At 70.3% G+C, this 15,829-nt stretch carries 14 protein-coding genes and 1 tRNA gene; 5 read left to right on the top strand and 10 right to left on the bottom strand.

Annotation, left to right across the window (positions count from 1 at the left end; translation table 11 throughout):
- Positions 1-8 precede the first annotated feature (8 nt).
- Both prfA and rpmE read right to left on the bottom strand, forming a co-directional pair.
- Positions 9-1,076: a peptide chain release factor 1 gene (gene prfA / locus AC07FN_RS11770; protein WP_478395599.1), complete on the bottom strand. Its 1,068-nt coding sequence runs from the start codon at positions 1,074-1,076 to the stop codon at positions 9-11.
- Positions 1,077-1,173: 97 nt separating this feature from the next.
- Positions 1,174-1,395, bottom strand: coding sequence for a 50S ribosomal protein L31 (gene rpmE / locus AC07FN_RS11775; protein ID WP_093271061.1), 222 nt, complete (start codon positions 1,393-1,395; stop codon positions 1,174-1,176).
- A 233-nt stretch (positions 1,396-1,628) separates the two neighbouring features.
- On the opposite strand from rpmE, the gene AC07FN_RS11780 reads away from it, so the two are divergent.
- The gene (locus AC07FN_RS11780; RefSeq protein WP_478395600.1) at positions 1,629-2,033 is read left to right on the top strand and encodes a hypothetical protein; all 405 of its coding nucleotides are present in this window, start codon (positions 1,629-1,631) and stop codon (positions 2,031-2,033) included.
- A 155-nt stretch (positions 2,034-2,188) separates the two neighbouring features.
- Here the strand turns inward: AC07FN_RS11780 and rho are convergent, their stop codons facing one another.
- The 6 genes from rho to argS form a co-directional block, all read right to left on the bottom strand.
- Positions 2,189-4,099, bottom strand: a complete 1,911-nt coding sequence (gene rho, locus AC07FN_RS11785; protein WP_478395601.1) for a transcription termination factor Rho — start codon at positions 4,097-4,099, stop codon at positions 2,189-2,191.
- A gap of 776 nt (positions 4,100-4,875) precedes the next feature.
- Positions 4,876-5,790, bottom strand: a complete 915-nt coding sequence (thrB, locus tag AC07FN_RS11790) for a homoserine kinase (RefSeq protein WP_478395602.1) — start codon at positions 5,788-5,790, stop codon at positions 4,876-4,878.
- The gene (gene thrC, locus AC07FN_RS11795; RefSeq protein WP_478395712.1) at positions 5,787-6,851 is read right to left on the bottom strand and encodes a threonine synthase; all 1,065 of its coding nucleotides are present in this window, start codon (positions 6,849-6,851) and stop codon (positions 5,787-5,789) included. The genes thrB and thrC overlap by 4 nt, the downstream gene beginning before the upstream one ends.
- 20 nt (positions 6,852-6,871) lie before the next feature.
- Positions 6,872-8,176: a homoserine dehydrogenase gene (locus AC07FN_RS11800; protein WP_478395603.1), complete on the bottom strand. Its 1,305-nt coding sequence runs from the start codon at positions 8,174-8,176 to the stop codon at positions 6,872-6,874.
- Positions 8,177-9,595 (bottom strand): diaminopimelate decarboxylase, encoded by a 1,419-nt coding sequence (lysA, locus tag AC07FN_RS11805; protein ID WP_478395604.1) that lies wholly within the window; start codon positions 9,593-9,595, stop codon positions 8,177-8,179. It abuts the gene before it with no gap.
- Between the two features lie 66 nt (positions 9,596-9,661).
- Positions 9,662-11,323, bottom strand: coding sequence for an arginine--tRNA ligase (argS, locus tag AC07FN_RS11810; protein ID WP_478395605.1), 1,662 nt, complete (start codon positions 11,321-11,323; stop codon positions 9,662-9,664).
- Positions 11,324-11,534: 211 nt separating this feature from the next.
- Between argS and AC07FN_RS11815 the strand changes: the two genes are divergently transcribed.
- Together AC07FN_RS11815 and AC07FN_RS11820 are read left to right on the top strand one after the other, a co-directional pair.
- Entirely contained in the window at positions 11,535-12,320 is a 786-nt protein-coding gene (locus tag AC07FN_RS11815) for a DUF3105 domain-containing protein (RefSeq protein ID WP_358574583.1), read from the top strand.
- Positions 12,321-12,323: 3 nt separating this feature from the next.
- Entirely contained in the window at positions 12,324-12,995 is a 672-nt protein-coding gene (locus AC07FN_RS11820) for a DUF305 domain-containing protein (protein ID WP_478395606.1), read from the top strand.
- 38 nt (positions 12,996-13,033) lie between these two features.
- Here the strand turns inward: AC07FN_RS11820 and AC07FN_RS11825 are convergent, their stop codons facing one another.
- Positions 13,034-13,951, bottom strand: coding sequence for a cation diffusion facilitator family transporter (locus AC07FN_RS11825; RefSeq protein ID WP_452618205.1), 918 nt, complete (start codon positions 13,949-13,951; stop codon positions 13,034-13,036).
- 244 nt (positions 13,952-14,195) lie between these two features.
- Here AC07FN_RS11825 and AC07FN_RS11830 point away from each other — a divergent pair.
- Positions 14,196-14,268: transfer RNA gene (locus AC07FN_RS11830), tRNA-Arg, on the top strand.
- 77 nt (positions 14,269-14,345) lie between these two features.
- Here the strand turns inward: AC07FN_RS11830 and AC07FN_RS11835 are convergent.
- Positions 14,346-15,068 (bottom strand): SDR family NAD(P)-dependent oxidoreductase, encoded by a 723-nt coding sequence (locus AC07FN_RS11835; RefSeq protein WP_478395607.1) that lies wholly within the window; start codon positions 15,066-15,068, stop codon positions 14,346-14,348.
- Positions 15,069-15,122: 54 nt separating this feature from the next.
- Between AC07FN_RS11835 and AC07FN_RS11840 the strand changes: the two genes are divergently transcribed.
- Positions 15,123-15,680: a MarR family winged helix-turn-helix transcriptional regulator gene (locus AC07FN_RS11840; RefSeq protein WP_478395608.1), complete on the top strand. Its 558-nt coding sequence runs from the start codon at positions 15,123-15,125 to the stop codon at positions 15,678-15,680.
- Positions 15,681-15,829 lie beyond the last annotated feature (149 nt).

Here is a 15,829-nt window from a genome sequence, read left to right on the forward strand (position 1 = left end):
CGTTCAGCTTAAAGCGCGAGTCGTTCTTTCCTGTCGGCGGCGAGCAGGGCGGCGACAACCGCTTCCAGATCGCCGTCCAGGACCTGGTCCAGGTTGTAGGCCTTGTAGTTCACCCGGTGGTCGGAGATGCGGTTCTCCGGGAAGTTGTAGGTGCGGATGCGCTCCGAACGGTCCACTGTGCGCACCTGGCTGCGCCGGGCCTCCGCGGCCTCCCGCTCGGCCTCCTCCTCGGCGTGGGCCTGCAGCCGGGCCTTGAGGACCTGGATGGCGCGGTGCTTGTTCTGCAGCTGCGACTTCTCGTTCTGGCAGGACACCACGATGCCGGTCGGCAGGTGGGTGATCCGCACCGCCGAGTCGGTGGTGTTCACGCTCTGCCCGCCGGGCCCGGACGACCGGTAGACGTCGATGCGCAGGTCCTTCTCGTCGACCTCGACCTCGACCTCCTCCGGCTCGGGGTAGACGAGGACGCCCGCGGCCGAGGTGTGCACCCGGCCCTGCGACTCGGTGACCGGCACCCGCTGCACGCGGTGCACGCCACCCTCGAACTTCAGCCGCGACCACACCCCGTCGGGACTGGTGTCGCCGGCCTTGGCCTTGATCGCGACCGTGGCGTCCTTGTAGCCGCCGAGGTCGGATTCGGTCTTGTCCAGCACCTCGGCCCGCCAGCCCTGGCGCTCCGCGAACCGCAGGTACATGCGCAGCAGGTCGCCGGCGAACAGCGCGGACTCCTCGCCGCCCTCGCCGGACTTGACCTCCAGCAGCACGTCGGAGCCGTCGTGCGGGTCGCGGGGCAGCAGCAGTTCGGTGAGCTTCGCCTCAAGCGGCGGGATCGCCTCGGCGAGCCGGTCTGCCTCCTCCGCGAAGGTGGCGTCCTCGGCGGCGAACTCACGGGCGGTGTCCAGGTCGGACCGCGTCTGGTCGAGCTCCCGCGCGGTGCGCACGACCGGGGTGAGCTCGGCGTAGCGGCGGCCGAGCTTGCGGGCGTTCGTCTGGTCGGCGTGCACGCCGGGATCGGCCAGCCGCTGCTCCAGCTCCACGTACTCGGCGAGCAGCCCTTCGAGCTTCGATGTCTCCACTGGCGACCCTCTTCACTTGCTGCGGACGTTCGGACACCAAACGCGGCGACGGCGCCCGTCCCGCGCTGTTCGCGTGGGACGGGCGCCGTCGGTGCAGCTACTTCTGCGTCTTCTGGCGCTTGCCGTAGCGGGCCTCGAAGCGAGCCACGCGACCGCCGGTGTCCAGGATCTTCTGCTTGCCCGTGTAGAACGGGTGGCAGTTCGAGCAGACCTCGACGGTGATCTGGCCGGTCTTGCGGGTGCTACGAGTCGTGAAGCTGTTGCCGCAACCACAGTTGACCTGCGTCACCACGTACTCGGGGTGGATGCCACTCTTCAACGGCTTGTCCTCTCTACTTGGCCGCCGGGTCCACGCGGCCGCTGCCGCGCGGTGAACCGGTGCCGGATCAACCCTGCATTCTGCCAGACCAGGGCTCGTGACCTGCAACGCAGGGTGCCCGTCCGGTATTCCAGTGGCCCCCGGGCAACCGTCCAACGCACCAGAGGGACCGCCTGCCGAGCGGCCCCGGGCCGAGGGTGCATCCGGGGTGGTCCGCCGTTCATCCTCTACGCGTGCTGCTCTGTTCGGTCCTGGGAAAGCTCACGGTGCGGTCGTGGGTTTCCCTCCCCCTGCTCTTCCTCTGCAGCGCAGCCGGCGTCGCCGCCCTGCTCAACGTGTTGCTCGTGCGGCACGTGAGCTTCGAACAGGACCTGGACCTCTCCGCCCCGCTGCTGTTCGGCTTCGCCGCCGGGCTGACCGTGCTCAGCGCCAACCACGTCCGCTGGACCTCCGGGTGGCAGCGCCGCCTGCGGTTCGGCTACCCGCTGCTGATGGTGACCTGCGGCCTCGCCCTGGACGGGCTGCGGATGCCGGTCTTCGCCGCGCTCGCCATCGGCCCGGTCGCCGCCGCGCTGCTGGCCACCCTGCTGGTCCGCGCCCACCGCGACCGCGACGCCCCCGAGTGCGCCCGGGCCTGACGCTCCGCCGGTGCGAGCATGGGAACTTTCCTGTCACCGCGGTGGCAGGAAGGTTCCCATGCTCGCGTTCCGCGCCCGGAAATGCGGCAGGGCCCGCACCGGGGTCGGTGCGGGCCCTGCCGTCGGTCGAGGAACCGGGCTGGCGGTCGGAACCGTCAGTCGTCGTCCTTGCCCGGGGTGGTCTTGGCGACCTGCATCAGGAACTCGATGTTGGTGCGCGTCTTGCGCAGCCGGTCCTGCAGGAGTTCCAGTGCCTGCTGCGCGTCGAGCGCGGCGAGCACCCGGCGCAGCTTGTGGGTGACGGCCAGCTCGTCGGGCGAGAGCAGGATCTCGTCCTTGCGGGTGCTGGAGGAGTCCACGTCCACCGCCGGGAACAGCCGCTTGTCCGCGAGCTTGCGGTCCAGCTTCAGCTCCGCGTTACCGGTGCCCTTGAACTCCTCGAAGATGACCGTGTCCATCGTGGATCCGGTCTCCACCAGCGCCGTGGCGAAGATGGTCAGCGAACCGCCGTTCTCGATGTTGCGGGCCGCACCGAGGAACCGCTTCGGCGGGTACAGCGCCGTGGAGTCCACACCACCGGACAGGATTCGCCCGGATGCCGGGGCCGCCAGGTTGTAGGCGCGGCCCAGCCGGGTGATCGAGTCCAGCAGGACGACCACGTCGTGGCCCATCTCGACGAGCCGCTTGGCCCGCTCGATGGACAGCTCGGCGACCGTGGTGTGGTCCGACGGCGGCCGGTCGAAGGTGGAGGCGATGACCTCACCCTTCACCGAGCGCTGCATGTCGGTGACCTCTTCCGGACGCTCGTCGGCGAGGACGACCATCAGGTGGCACTCGGGGTTGTTGGTGGTGATCGCGTTGGCGATCGCCTGCAGCACCATCGTCTTACCGGCCTTCGGCGGCGAGACGATCAGCGCGCGCTGCCCCTTGCCGACGGGCATCACCAGGTCGATGATCCGGCCGGTCAGGTTGTGCGGCTCGGTTTCGAGGCGCAGCCGCTCGTTCGGGTAGAGCGGGGTCAGCTTGTGGAACTCGGGGCGGTTCTTCGACGCGTCCGGCTCCAGGCCGTTGATGGAGTCGACCCGCACGAGCGGGTTGAACTTCTGCCGCTGCTGCTCGCCCTCCCGCGGCTGCCGGATGACGCCCTTGATGGCGTCGCCGCGGCGCAGCCCGTACTTGCGGACCAGCGACAGCGACACGTAGACGTCGTTCGGGCCCGCCAGGTAGCCGGAGGTGCGCACGAAGGCGTAGTTCTCCAGCACGTCCAGGATGCCGGCCACCGGCAGCAGCACGTCGTCCTCGCGGACCTCCGGCTCGCCGCCGCCACCCTCGCCGCGGCCGCGGTTGCGGCGGCGGTCGCGGAACCGGCGGCCACGACCCCGACGACCACCCTCGTCGTCATCGTCGTCCTGCTGCCGGTTGTCGCGGTCCCGGTCCTGCCGGTTGTCCCGGTCCTGCCGGTTGTCGCGGTCCCGGTCCTGCCGGTTGCCGCGCTGCTCCTGGCGGTTGTCCCGCTCCTGGCGCTCCTGACGGTTGTCACGGCCGTCCGACTTGCGCTCGCGCTGCTCGTCGCCGCCCGATTCGGCGGCCGCACCGGCCCGCCCGGACGAGCGGCGCCGGCGGTTGCCACCGCGACGGCCGTCGTCCTCGCCGCCGGCGGCCGGCTCGGCGGCCTGCGCGCGGCGGCCGCGGCCGCGGGTGGGAGCCCCGTTGGCGCCGGACTCGGCCGCGGTCTCGCGCGGGGCGGCCTCGGTCTCGGTCTCGTCCAGCGCCGGCTGGTGGGCCTTGGCGGCCGGGGCTTCCTCGGCGCGAGCCGGGCTCTTCTTGGTGGAGCGGGTCTTCGGCGCCGTGGTGCCGCCCTGCTTCTCCTTGATGGCGGCGATCAAATCGCCCTTGCGCAGGCCACCAGTCTCGATCCCCAGTTCCCCCGCGAGTTGGCGCAGTTCGGCAAGGACCATGCCGGAGAGTCCGCCGCGTCGCCGCGGGGTTCCGTTGGCCTCGGATTCCTGCTGGCCAGCCGAAGAGGCGTTGGTCGCCTCGCTGCTCAACAGTTCGGTGTTGCTCACGAATGTCCTTCCTGACCGGACCGCGCCTCCTACGCGACCCAGCGGATTGCCCGCCCGCTCTGGAGTGCGGGCGGCCGGTGTGTGCTACCAGCCCTCTCGCCGGCGTGGTCAGCTCCGCGCGCGGCGCGACCTATTTCGGCGATGGCTCGGGAACCAGCAGCACCGGGCGGTGGGAGGTACCCGGCTCGCGTGGTCCATGTGCGACGCATCCACTCCGATCCACACGTGCCGATGCACGCCCTGCTGCCGCCTCATTCCAGGAACCCCCGGCTCAACTTCGTGCCCCGGTGGTGAACCGGGAAGCTACGGGACATCGAGTCGGCGTCATGGTCACCTCGGGGGCCACACCGTGGAACTTAAGGCCCCCACCCCGACATCGGCAACGGATGCGCACCGCCGATCGTCCCGAAGCGAACTCGATTGAGTTGAGAACTCCTGCCTCGGTCACCGCGATCGCCGAACCCGCTAAGTTGATCTTCACCCGTGGCGGGTGGAGTTCAATTCACAGCGGGAGATGCGTCCCGGAAAACGATGTCCCGGGCACGGCACCGGCGCCCTGGGCGCGGTGACTGATTGACCTTGAGGGTAGACGCCCCGTAGTTCGGGTGCAACAACCCCCCTGGGCGTGTGGCCGCCCGCTCCGATCACGTCATCGGTAGCCGGCCAGCTGCTGTCGCTGTTGGCGACCGGTGACACTTCCTTTGTACCACTCGCCGCGAATGCGCTTGCTCCGGGGCCGTGAACAGGGCTTTTCCGGCCCCGTTCACGGCCTCGGGTCATGCCTGCGACTCGACCCGCACGCCGGCCCGATCGACCGGAAGGCGCAGCTCGTCGAAGCCGTTCGGCGCAATGCCGGCGGGAAGCTCCCCGCCCGGCGGGAACGCCAGTACGGTCGGTCCCGCACCGGACACGGCGGCGGCGACGCCGGCCGAGCGCAACCGGCGGACCAGCGCGATGGTCTCCGGCCACGCCGGCTCGCGGTAGTCCTGGTGCAGCCGGTCGTCGGTGGCGGCCAGCAGCAACGCGGGATCGCTGGTGACGGCGTGCACCGCCAACGCCGCACGCCCGGCCGCGAAAGCGGCGTCGGCGTGCGGAACCCGCTCGGGCAGCAGGCCTCGGGTGGTGTGCGTCGACGACTCCGCTTGGGGGACAAGGACGATCGGTGACACGTCCGGGTGCGGATCCATCCGGACCGCGTGGAAGCGCCCGGAATCCTGCCAGGCGACGACGAAACCGCCGAGCAGGCTCGCCGCGGCGTTGTCCGCGTGCCCCTCGCGGACCGCGGCCATCTGCAGCGCGCGGTCGGCGTTTTCCTTGTCCCGCAAGTCGAATCCGGCGAGCCCGAAGGCGGCGGCGACCCCGGCGACGATGGCCGCCGCCGAGGAACCCAGCCCGCGGGAGTGCGGAATCGCGTTCTGGCAGTGCAACCGCAGCGCGGGCGCCGGGAAACCCAGTTCGGCCAACGCCTTGTGGATGACCCGCACCACGAGGTGGCGCTCGTCGGTGGGCAGGGCGGCGGCGCCCTGCCCCTCCACCGACACCTCGGCGGTGCCCGCGGCGCCGTCGACGACCTGGACGGAAACCTTGTCGTACAACGACAAGGCCATGCCCAGGGCGTCGAACCCGGAGCCGAGGTTCGCGGTCGAAGCGGGCACCGTCACCCGAACGGCCGACACCGGCAATGCGGTCATGCCAGTTCCAGCGCGGTGGCGACCGCGCCCGGGTCCACCGGCAGCGGCTCCACCTCGACCATGCCGGACAACGCGGTGTCCGGGTCCTTCAGGCCGTGGCCGGTGACCGTGCACACCACGACCGAGCCCGCCGGAAGGCGGCCGTCGGCGGCGGTGACGAGCAGCCCGGCGACGCTGGACGCCGAGGCGGGCTCGACGAAAACGCCTTCCCGCGAGGCCAGCGTCCGGTAGGCGGCGAGGATCTGCTCGTCGGTCACCGCGTCGAACAGTCCGCCGGACTCGTCCCTCGCGCGCACCGCGCCCGCCCACGACGCCGGGCTGCCGACCCGGATGGCGGTCGCGATGGTCTCCGGCTGCGCGATCGGCTGGCCGTGCACCAGCGGCGCGGCACCGGCGGCCTGGAAGCCGAACATGCGGGGCGTCCGCTCGATGACGCCGTCACCGGCGTACTCGGTGTAGCCCTTCCAGTAGGCCGTGATGTTGCCGGCGTTGCCGACCGGCAGGCAGTGCACGTCGGGCGCCTGGCCGAGCACGTCGCAGATCTCGAACGACGCGGTCTTCTGGCCCTCCAGCCGGACCGGGTTCACCGAGTTGACCAGGGTCACCGGGTGCTCGGCGGAGGTCTTGCGGGCCAGCTCCAGGCAGTCGTCGAAGTTGCCCTGGACCTGCAGGATCTTCGCGCCGTGTACGACCGCCTGGGCGAGCTTGCCCAGCGCGATCTTGCCCTGCGGCACGAGCACCGCCGAGGTCAGCCCGGCGCGGGCGGCGTAGGCCGCGGCCGACGCCGAGGTGTTGCCGGTGGAGGCGCAGATGACGGCCTTGCTGCCCTCGGCCAGGGCGTGCGTGATGGCCACGGTCATGCCGCGGTCCTTGAACGACCCGGTGGGGTTGGCGCCCTCGACCTTCAGGTAGACGGTGCAGCCGGTGAGCTCGGAGAGGTGGTGGGCGGGCACCAGCGGGGTGTTGCCCTCCTGGAGGGTCACGATGCGCGCCCTGTCCGGGACCGGAACCCGGTCCCGGTACGCCTCGATCAGGCCGGGCCATCCGGCGCCGGACCGCACCGGCGCACCCTGGATGTTCGTCACGTCGATTCACCTTCCACGCGCATCACGCTGACCACCTCGCGCACCACTGGTAACTGCGCGATCTTGTCCACTGTGGACTTGAGTGCCGCGTCGGGGGCCGTGTGGGTGACCACCACGAGGCTGGCCTCCGCGCCCCGGCCCTGCTGACGCACCACCGAAATGCTCACATCGTGCTCGTTGAACATGGCCGCGACCTGCGAGAGCACGCCCGGTTTGTCGGCCACGTCGAGGCTGATGTGGTAGCGGGTGGGGGTCTTGCCCATCGGGCGCATCGGCAGCTGCGCGTGCGCCGACTCCCGGGGCCCCCGGCCCGCCACGACCAGGTTGCGCGCGACCGCGACGAGATCGCCGAGCACCGCGCTGGCAGTCGGCGCTCCCCCCGCGCCCTGACCGTAGAACATCAGCTGCCCCGCGGCCTCCGCCTCGACGAACACCGCGTTGAAGGCGTCGCCGACGCCGGCCAGCGGGTGGCTGCGCGGGATCATCGCCGGGTGCACGCGAGCGGACACCGACTCGGTGCCGTCCTCGTCGACCACCCGCTCGCAGATCGCCAGCAGCTTCACCGTGCGATCCAGGGTGCGGGCGGCGGCGATGTCGCCGGGCGTCACGGCCGAGATGCCCTCCCGGTGGACGTCGCTGGCGGTCACCCGGGTGTGGAAGGCCAGCGACGCCAGGATCGCGGCCTTCGCCGCCGCGTCGAAGCCGTCCACGTCCGCGGTCGGATCCGCCTCGGCATAACCCAGCCGCCCGGCCTCGTCCAGCGTCTCGGAGTAGCCGGCGCCGGTGGAGTCCATCGCGGACAGGATGTAGTTCGTGGTGCCGTTGACGATGCCCATGACCCGGTTGATCCGGTCCCCGGCCAGCGACTCGCGCAGCGGGCGCAGCAGCGGGATCGCGCCCGCCACGGCCGCCTCGAAGTAGATGTCGGCGCCCGAGGCGTCCGCCGCCGCGTACAGCTCGGAGCCGTGCTCGGCGAGCAGCGCCTTGTTCGCGGTCACCACCGACTTGCCCGACTTCAGCGCGGTCAGCAGCAGCGAGCGCGCGGGCTCGATACCACCGATCAGCTCCACGATGACGTCGACGTCGCCTTCGACCAACGCGTGCGCGTCGGTGGTCAGCAGGTGCTGGGGCACGTCGGGATGCTTGTGCGGGCGGCGCACCGCCACCCCGGTGACCAGCATCGGCGCGCCGGTCCGCGCGGCGAATTCATCCGGTTGGTCCTGCAACAGGCGCAGCACCTCGGTCCCGACGGTCCCGCACCCCAAGAGTGCGACCCTGATCGGTTCACGGTCCTGGCTCACTCACACCTCCAGCCGGAGCAGGTCGTCCTCGGTCTCCCTGCGCAGCAGCAACCGCGCCTGACCATCTCGAACCGCAACGACGGGCGGCTTGGGCAGGCGGTTGTAGTTGCTGGCCATCACATAGCAGTAGGCGCCGGTGGCGGCGACTGCCAACAGGTCTCCTGGAGCAATGTCCTCCGGCAACCAGCAGTCGCGCACCACTACGTCACCGGACTCACAGTGTTTGCCCACGATGCGGGACAGCACGGCGGGCGCCTCGGCGGTGCGGGACACCAGCCGGCAGTCGTAGACGGCGTCGTAGAGCGAGGTGCGGATGTTGTCGCTCATGCCGCCGTCCACGCTGACGTACTTGCGGTGCGCGTCGCCGCCGAGCGCCACGTCCTTGATGGTGCCGACCTCGTAGACGGTCACCATGCCGGGGCCGACGATCGCGCGGCCGGGCTCGACGGCGATCTTGGGCACGGGGATGCCCGCGTTGTCGGCTTCCTTGCCGACGATCTCGTGCAGCCGGATCGCCAGCTGCTCGGGCGGCAGCGGATCGTCGTCGGCGGTGTAGGCGATGCCCAGCCCGCCACCGAGATCCACAGTGGACGCGCTGGCCAGCGCCTCGGCGCCGTGCTCCTCGCGAAGCTCGGCGAGCAGCCGGACCACCCGGTGCGCGGCCAGCTCGAAGCCGTCCACGTCGAAGATCTGCGAGCCGATGTGGCTGTGCAGGCCGGACAGCACCAGCGAATCGGCCTTGAGCACCCGGTGCACCGCCTCGGCGGCCTGCCCGTTGGCCAGTGAGAAGCCGAACTTCTGGTCCTCGTGCGCGGTCGCGATGAACTCGTGGGTGTGCGCTTCAACGCCGACCGTGATGCGCACCAGTACGTGCTGACGGACGCCGCGCTCCGTGGCGATGTGGTCCAGCCGGGCGATCTCGTGGAACGAGTCCAGCACCACGGAGCCGACCCCGGCCTCGACGGCGGCGGCCAGCTCGGCGACGGACTTGTTGTTGCCGTGGAACGTGATCCGCTCGGCGGGGAACCCGGCGCGCAGCGCCACGGCCAGCTCGCCGCCGCTGCACACGTCCAGGCTCAAGCCCTCCTCGGCGACCCACTTGGCGACCTCGGTGCACAGGAACGCCTTGGACGCGTAGTGCACGGCGGCCGGGTCGCCGAACGCCTCGGCGTAGTCGCGGCAACGCGACCGGAAATCGTCCTCGTCGAGCACGAACAGCGGCGTGCCGAAGCGTTCGACGAGCTCGCGGACGTCGATGCCGGCGAGCCGGACGACGCCGTCGGCGCCGCGCTCGCAGTTGCGCGGCCAGACGTTCGGGTGCAGCAGGTCGACTTCGTCCGCGGTCACCGGGAGGGGTCCCGCGGTGTTGCCGGGCAGCACGACATCGGCGTGCCGCGGCCCGGCGGGATGGGCGCGCATTTACAGCTCCTTCGCGCGACCTGCCGATGGGCAGGCCGTTGTTGCATTCATCTGCTCGCGTGCGCCCTACATCTTGTCCGGGGCGCTGACCCCGAGCAGGCCGAGGCCGTTGGCGAGGACCTGGCGGGTCGCCTCGCACAGCTGCAGCCGGGCGATGGTCAACGGGCTCGCCTGGTCGTCACCGGGCTGCAGCACGCGGCACGCGTCGTAGAACTTGTGGTACGCGGCGGCCACGTCCTCCAGGTAGCGGGCCACCCGGTGCGGTTCCCGCAGCTGGGCGGCCGACAGCACCACGCGCGGGAACTCGCCCAGGGTGCGGATCAGGTCGCCCTCACGTTCGTGGGTGAGCAGCGACAGGTCGGCTTCGTCCACCGGTCCGCGCTCGATGCCGAGCGAGGCGGCGTTGCGCTGCAACGAGGACAGCCGGGCGTGCGCGTACTGCACGTAGAAGACCGGGTTCTCGTTGGTGCGCTTGCTGATCAGGTCCAGGTCGATGTCCACCGCGGAGTCCGCGGAGGACCGGATCAGCGAGTAGCGGGCCGCGTCCACGCCCACGGCGTCGACGAGGTCCTCCAGGGTCACGACGGTGCCCGCGCGCTTGCTCATCCGCACCGGCTTGCCGTCGCGCACCAGGTTCACCATCTGCCCGATGAGCACCTCGACGACGGCCGGGTCATCGCCCAGCGCCGCGGCGGCGGCCTTCAGCCGGGCGATGTAGCCGTGGTGGTCGGCGCCCAGCATGTAGATGCACAGGTCGAAGCCGCGGCCGCGCTTGTCCCGCAGGTAGGCGACGTCGCCGGCGATGTAGGCGGGCGCGCCGTCGCTCTTGATCAGCACCCGGTCCTTGTCGTCGCCGTACTCGGTGGAGCGCAGCCACCAGGCGCCGTCGGCGAAGTACACGTGGCCGGACTGCTTCATCTCCTCGACGCACGCGGCGACCGCGCCGGAGGTGTGCAACGAGTCCTCGTGGAAGAACACGTCGAAGTCGGTGCCGAACTCGTGCAGGCTCTGCTTGATCTCGTCGAACATCAGCCCCACGCCGACGCGGCGGAACGCCTCGTGCCCCTCCGCCTCGGGCAGCTCCAGGGCGTTCGGCTCGGCTTTGAGCACGGCCGCGGCGATGTCGGCGATGTAGTCGCCGCCGTAGCCGTCCTCCGGCGCGGGCTCGCCCTTCGCGGCGGCGATCATCGACCGCACGAACCGGTCGATCTGCGCGCCCGCGTCGTTGAAGTAGTACTCGCGGGTCACCTCGGCGCCCTGCGCGGCCAGCACCCGGCCGAGCGCGTCGCCGACCGCGGCCCACCGGGTGCCGCCCAGGTGGATCGGGCCGGTCGGGTTGGCGGAGACGAACTCGAGGTTGACCTTCAGCGCCGTGTAGAGCTCGCCGCGGCCGTAACCGGCGGACTTGGTGAGCACCTCGCGCACGATCTGGCCCTGCGCGTCGGCGGCGAGCCGGAGGTTCAGGAAGCCGGGCCCGGCGACGTCGACGGAGTCGATGGCGTCCAGCCCGGTCAGCGCGTCGGCGAGCCAGCCCGCGAGATCGCGCGGCGACACGCCGACCTTCTTGGCGACCTGCATGGCCACGTTCGTGGCGTAGTCACCGTGCTCGGGGTTGCGGGGTCGCTCGACCGTCACCGCCTCGGGCAGCACGGAAGTGTCCAGGTCCCTGGCGGAGAGGACCTCGACGGCGGTGTTGCGGACCAGTTCTGCGAGCGCGGCGGGAGTCACCTTATGCAGTCTAAGGAAGCGTCCGCGCTGCTCAGCCAACGGGTTGGGGACGAGCGAGCAGGAGATAACACGCCGTGTGATCAACTCGTCACTCTGGTGTGAGAACGTGGTGGCGAGCATTGGACGCACGGCCACCCGCGGCGCCCGGAATCTCTACACTGACGGGCCGGATCCCCCGGTGGTTCTCGGCGAGACGAGGTTTGCGAAGAGCATGGCGAACAGGAAGAGCAAAGCGGTGCGCGGCGCCGTGGTGCACCAGCGGTCGATCCCCTGGATGCTGATCTCCGGCGTCACCGTCGTGGTGGTTTTCGCGGCCGTGATCTTCGGGTACGCGTACAGCCGGTGGTCGGGACAGGAGTCGATCCGGCAGGCCCAGGCCGAAGCGGAGAAGGCCACCGAGGCGTTCAAGCCGTCGCCGCAGAACCCGGACCCGTCGAAGACCATCCCCGGCGTCACCGTCGTCGACTACCCGGGGCAGATCCACGTCCGCCCGGACCAGCGGGTGGCTTACGACCACACGCCGTCGTTCGGCGGCCCGCACGACGGCATCTGGGCCGACTGCACCGGCGTGGTCTACCCGGAGGCGGTGCGCACCGAGAACATGGTGCACTCGCTGGAGCACGGCGCGGTGTGGATCGCCTACAACCCGGATCGGGTCGGCGAGCCCGGCCTGGAGCGGCTCAAGGCCCGCGTCGACGGCAAGCCCTACACGATGATGTCGCCGTACCCGGGCCTGGACAGCGCGATCTCGCTGCAGTCCTGGGGCCACCAGCTCAAGGTCGACAACGCCGACGACCAGCGCATCGACCAGTTCATCACCGCGCTGCGGCTGAACAACAACGGCGTCTACCCGGAGATCGGCGGCTCCTGCCAGGCCTACCCGGGCGCGTTCGACACGAACAACCCGCCGAAGTTCGACCCGACCCCGCCCGGCCCGGACGCGATCCCGATGGACGGCCGCGGCGCCAGCGCCGCCACCGGCGAGATGGGCCAGTGACCCGTGTCGGCTGAGGCACGGCGGCCGCTGCCGGTCCGCATCTTCGTGGCCGTCGCGGCGGCGGTCGTCCTCCTGCTGCTGGGGGCGGCGCTCGGTCTGCTGATCCGGGTGCCGTCCTTCGACAGCGCCGAACCGCAGCCGACGGCGGTGGACGTCGGCTTCGCGCAGGACATGTCCGTGCATCACCAGCAGGCGGTGACGATGGCGACGCTCGCGCGGGAGCACGCCGCCGACGTCGCCGTGCGCCAGCTGGCGTTCGACATCGAGACCAACCAGCGCGACCAGATCGGCCGAATGCAGGGCTGGCTCAGCCTGTGGGGCCAGTCCGCGCAGGCCGTCGGCCCGCTGATGACGTGGATGACGGAGGACGGCGGCCACCAGCACAGCGCCCCGGCGGCCGCGCAGTCGGAGTCCGGCGGGCTGATGCCCGGCATGGCGACCAGTGCGGAGATGTCGCGGCTGCAGTCGCTGCGCGGGCCGGAGTTCGACGTCTACTTCCTGCAGCTGATGCTCCGCCACCACGAGGGCGGCGCGCCGATGGCGGACTACGGGGCGACGCACGCGTCGGTCCCGGCGGTCCGCGAGCTGGGGAAGAACATGCTCGGCTCCCAGCGCAGCGAGAGCGACCTCATGCGCTCGATGCTCGCCGAACGAGGCGCCCAGCCGCTGCGCTGAGGCGCGAGCATGGGAACCTTCCTGTCACCCGGCGGCCCTCACCAGGTCAAAGCCCGGCAGCGCTGAGCGCATTCGGCGGGCTCGACCTGCAGGGTCGCGTGGTCGATCTGGTAGCGCTCGGCCAGGACTCGCTGGGCCGCCACCAGCACGCCGCCGTGGTCGGCGCCGGCTCCGGTGGTGAGGTGGGCGGAGGCGACCTCCATGCCCGAGGTGAGGGTCCACACGTGCAGGTCGTGCACCTCGGTGACCGACGGCAGCGCGGCGAGATCGGCCCGCAGCTCCTGCAGGTCCACCCCTTCCGGCGCCTGCTGGACGAGGATCCGCAGCGCCTGCCGCGCCAGCTTCCAGGTGCGCGGCAGCACGAACAGGCCGACAGCGACCGCGACGATCGGGTCGGCCAGGTACCAACCGAACGCCCAGGTCACCGCGCCACCGATCAACACGCCGACGGAGCCGATGGTGTCCGCGAGCACCTCGAGGTAGGCGCCGCGCACGTTCAGGCTCTCGTTCGCGCCGCGCCGCAGCAGCGCGAAGACGACGAGGTTGGCGGCCAGCCCTGCGGCAGCGGTCAGCATCATCGGCACGCCGGCGACCTCCGGCGGCTCCTGGAACCGGGCGATGGACTCGTAGAGGATGTAGCCCGCGACGCCGAACAGCAGCACGGCGTTGGCGAGCGCGGCGAGCACTTCCATCCGGTAGAGGCCGAAGGTCCGCTTGCCCTCGACCGGTCGCCGGGCGGCGGTGATCGCGGCCAGCGCCATGCCGACGCCGAGCACGTCGGTGAGCATGTGCCCGGCGTCGGAGAGCAGCGCCAGCGATGACGTGAGGAACCCGACCACCGCTTCCAGGACGAAGAACGCGAGCAAGATCGCGAACGATGCGGCCAACCGCCGCACGTAGCGACCGGATGCGCTGACCGCATCGGCGGCCGAGCCGTGCCCATGCCCCTGACCCATCGACCGTCCTCCTCAGTCGTCTCTCTCCGATACATAGTGAAGTATGCATGAGTGCACGCGTCAAGTCAGGCCCTCCCGCTTGCCGGGATGCGAGCATGGGAACTTTCCTGTCATCGGCGACAGGAAAGTTCCCGTGCTCCAACCTCGCCACGAAGACGCGGTGAACTGCGGGACAGCGGCAAACTGACCCCCGTCGAAGAGTGCCCGCCGGGTGCGCTAAGCTAACGATCGTCCGCAGCGACAAGCCCTCGTAGCTCAGCGGATAGAGCACTGCCCTCCGGAGGCAGGTGTCACAGGTTCGAGTCCTGTCGAGGGCGCACCGAAATCGGGTCCTGGCGAGTTTCACTCACCAGGACCCGATTTCGTTATGCGGCAAGCAACATCGACGCGGCGCTCATCTGGTGGTGTAAGCGCCGCCGTTCACGTGCAGGGTCTGCCCGGTGATGTGGCCTGCACCTTCGGACGCCAGGAAGTGCACCGTTTCGGCGATGTCGCTCGGACGTCCCGCACGGCCGTTGTGGGTGGCGTCGATCAGGGCGGCTCGCTTCTGCTCGCCGAGTTGCCCGTGGAAGAACTCGGTTGCCTCGATGTAGCCGGGCGCGATCAGATTTGCCGTCAGCCCCTTCGGCCCCACCTGCGCGGACAGGCCCGCGTTCCAGGCCGCCAGCGCCGCCTTCGCCGCCCCGTAAGACGTAGAGGCGTATTCGGCGCCGATGGAACCGATGTTGATGATGGCGCCGCCCGGCCGGAGCTTGTCGAGCACGGCCGTCGTGGTCGCGACGGCGCTGAGCAGGTTGGCGTCCAGGTTCTCCCGCCACGCGGCCATCACCTCCTCGAGACCTTCCGGCTCCCCGGACCGCTGCAGGTCAGTGTTGCCGCCGGCCATGTTGACCAGCACGTCGAGATGCTCTCCGAGCCGGTCGGCCAGGTCCGCCACCTGCCGGGGATCGGTCGCGTCGCAGGCGATCGACCGGACGTCGATCTCACCCGCGGTGGCTGCCAGCCGCTCCGCGTTGCGGCCGGTGATGATCACGGTGTGACCTTCGGCACGGAATCTGGCCGCAACCGCCTTGCCGATTCCCGTACTACCTCCGGTTACGAGCACGATGCGCTTCACTGAAAGCTCCTCAACTGATACGTTTAGCGTTAAACGTAACTCGGAAGGCGGCAGATGTCCAACACCCCAGGAGCCGGTGACTATCCGCTCAACCAGGCCGCCACGTGGCCCACGGCGAACATCGCAGGAGCATGGCAACGCGAACTTCCCGGCGTGGACACCGATTCCATCGGGGTCATCACGCCGATCTGGCGAATCGCCAAAGTCCTCGCCGACGAACGGCGGCGCACCCTGAGCAGGCTCGGGATCGATCCGTCCACACTCGACCTCCTCAGCGTGATCCGCCGCGCAGGCCCGCCATACGAGCTCACGACCCGCGAGATCACCCGCCGGACACTGGTCACCCCGGGCGCGGTCTCCCAGCGAATCGCCCGGGCAGAACAAGCCGGGCTGGTCTCGCGATCACCGTCCACGGCCTCGCGCCGAGCGGTCGCCGTCCGGCTGACCGACGCTGGCCACCGCCTCATCGAAACCACCGTGCGCGAACTGCTCGAACACGAGTCGCAGTTGATCAGCGCACTCACCGCGACCGAACGCTCATCCTTGACCGGCTTTCTCGCCAAGCTGGAACATTCGCTCGTCGAACCATCCCAGGACGAGTCGGCCGACTGAATCGGTCCACTTCGGATGGATCTGACGGCCGACGAGATGTTCCATGCCTGACAGGAAGGTTCCCATACTCCAGCCCAAACAGGACATTTCCGCCCAGGTGACAGGAAGGTTCCCATGCTGCACCTCGGCAATGCCTGATGCGCGACGTG

The organism is Saccharopolyspora sp. NPDC045941 (genome assembly GCF_056431445.1).

Coding starts and splice junctions, on each gene's coding strand:
- thrB (WP_478395602.1), bottom strand. CDS start 5,790: ATGACCGCATTGCCGGTGTCGGCCGTTCGGGTGACGGTGCCCGCTTCG.
- lysA (WP_478395604.1), bottom strand. CDS start 9,595: ATGCGCGCCCATCCCGCCGGGCCGCGGCACGCCGATGTCGTGCTGCCC.
- AC07FN_RS11815 (WP_358574583.1), top strand. CDS start 11,535: ATGGCGAACAGGAAGAGCAAAGCGGTGCGCGGCGCCGTGGTGCACCAG.
- AC07FN_RS11825 (WP_452618205.1), bottom strand. CDS start 13,951: ATGGGTCAGGGGCATGGGCACGGCTCGGCCGCCGATGCGGTCAGCGCA.
- AC07FN_RS11840 (WP_478395608.1), top strand. CDS start 15,123: ATGTCCAACACCCCAGGAGCCGGTGACTATCCGCTCAACCAGGCCGCC.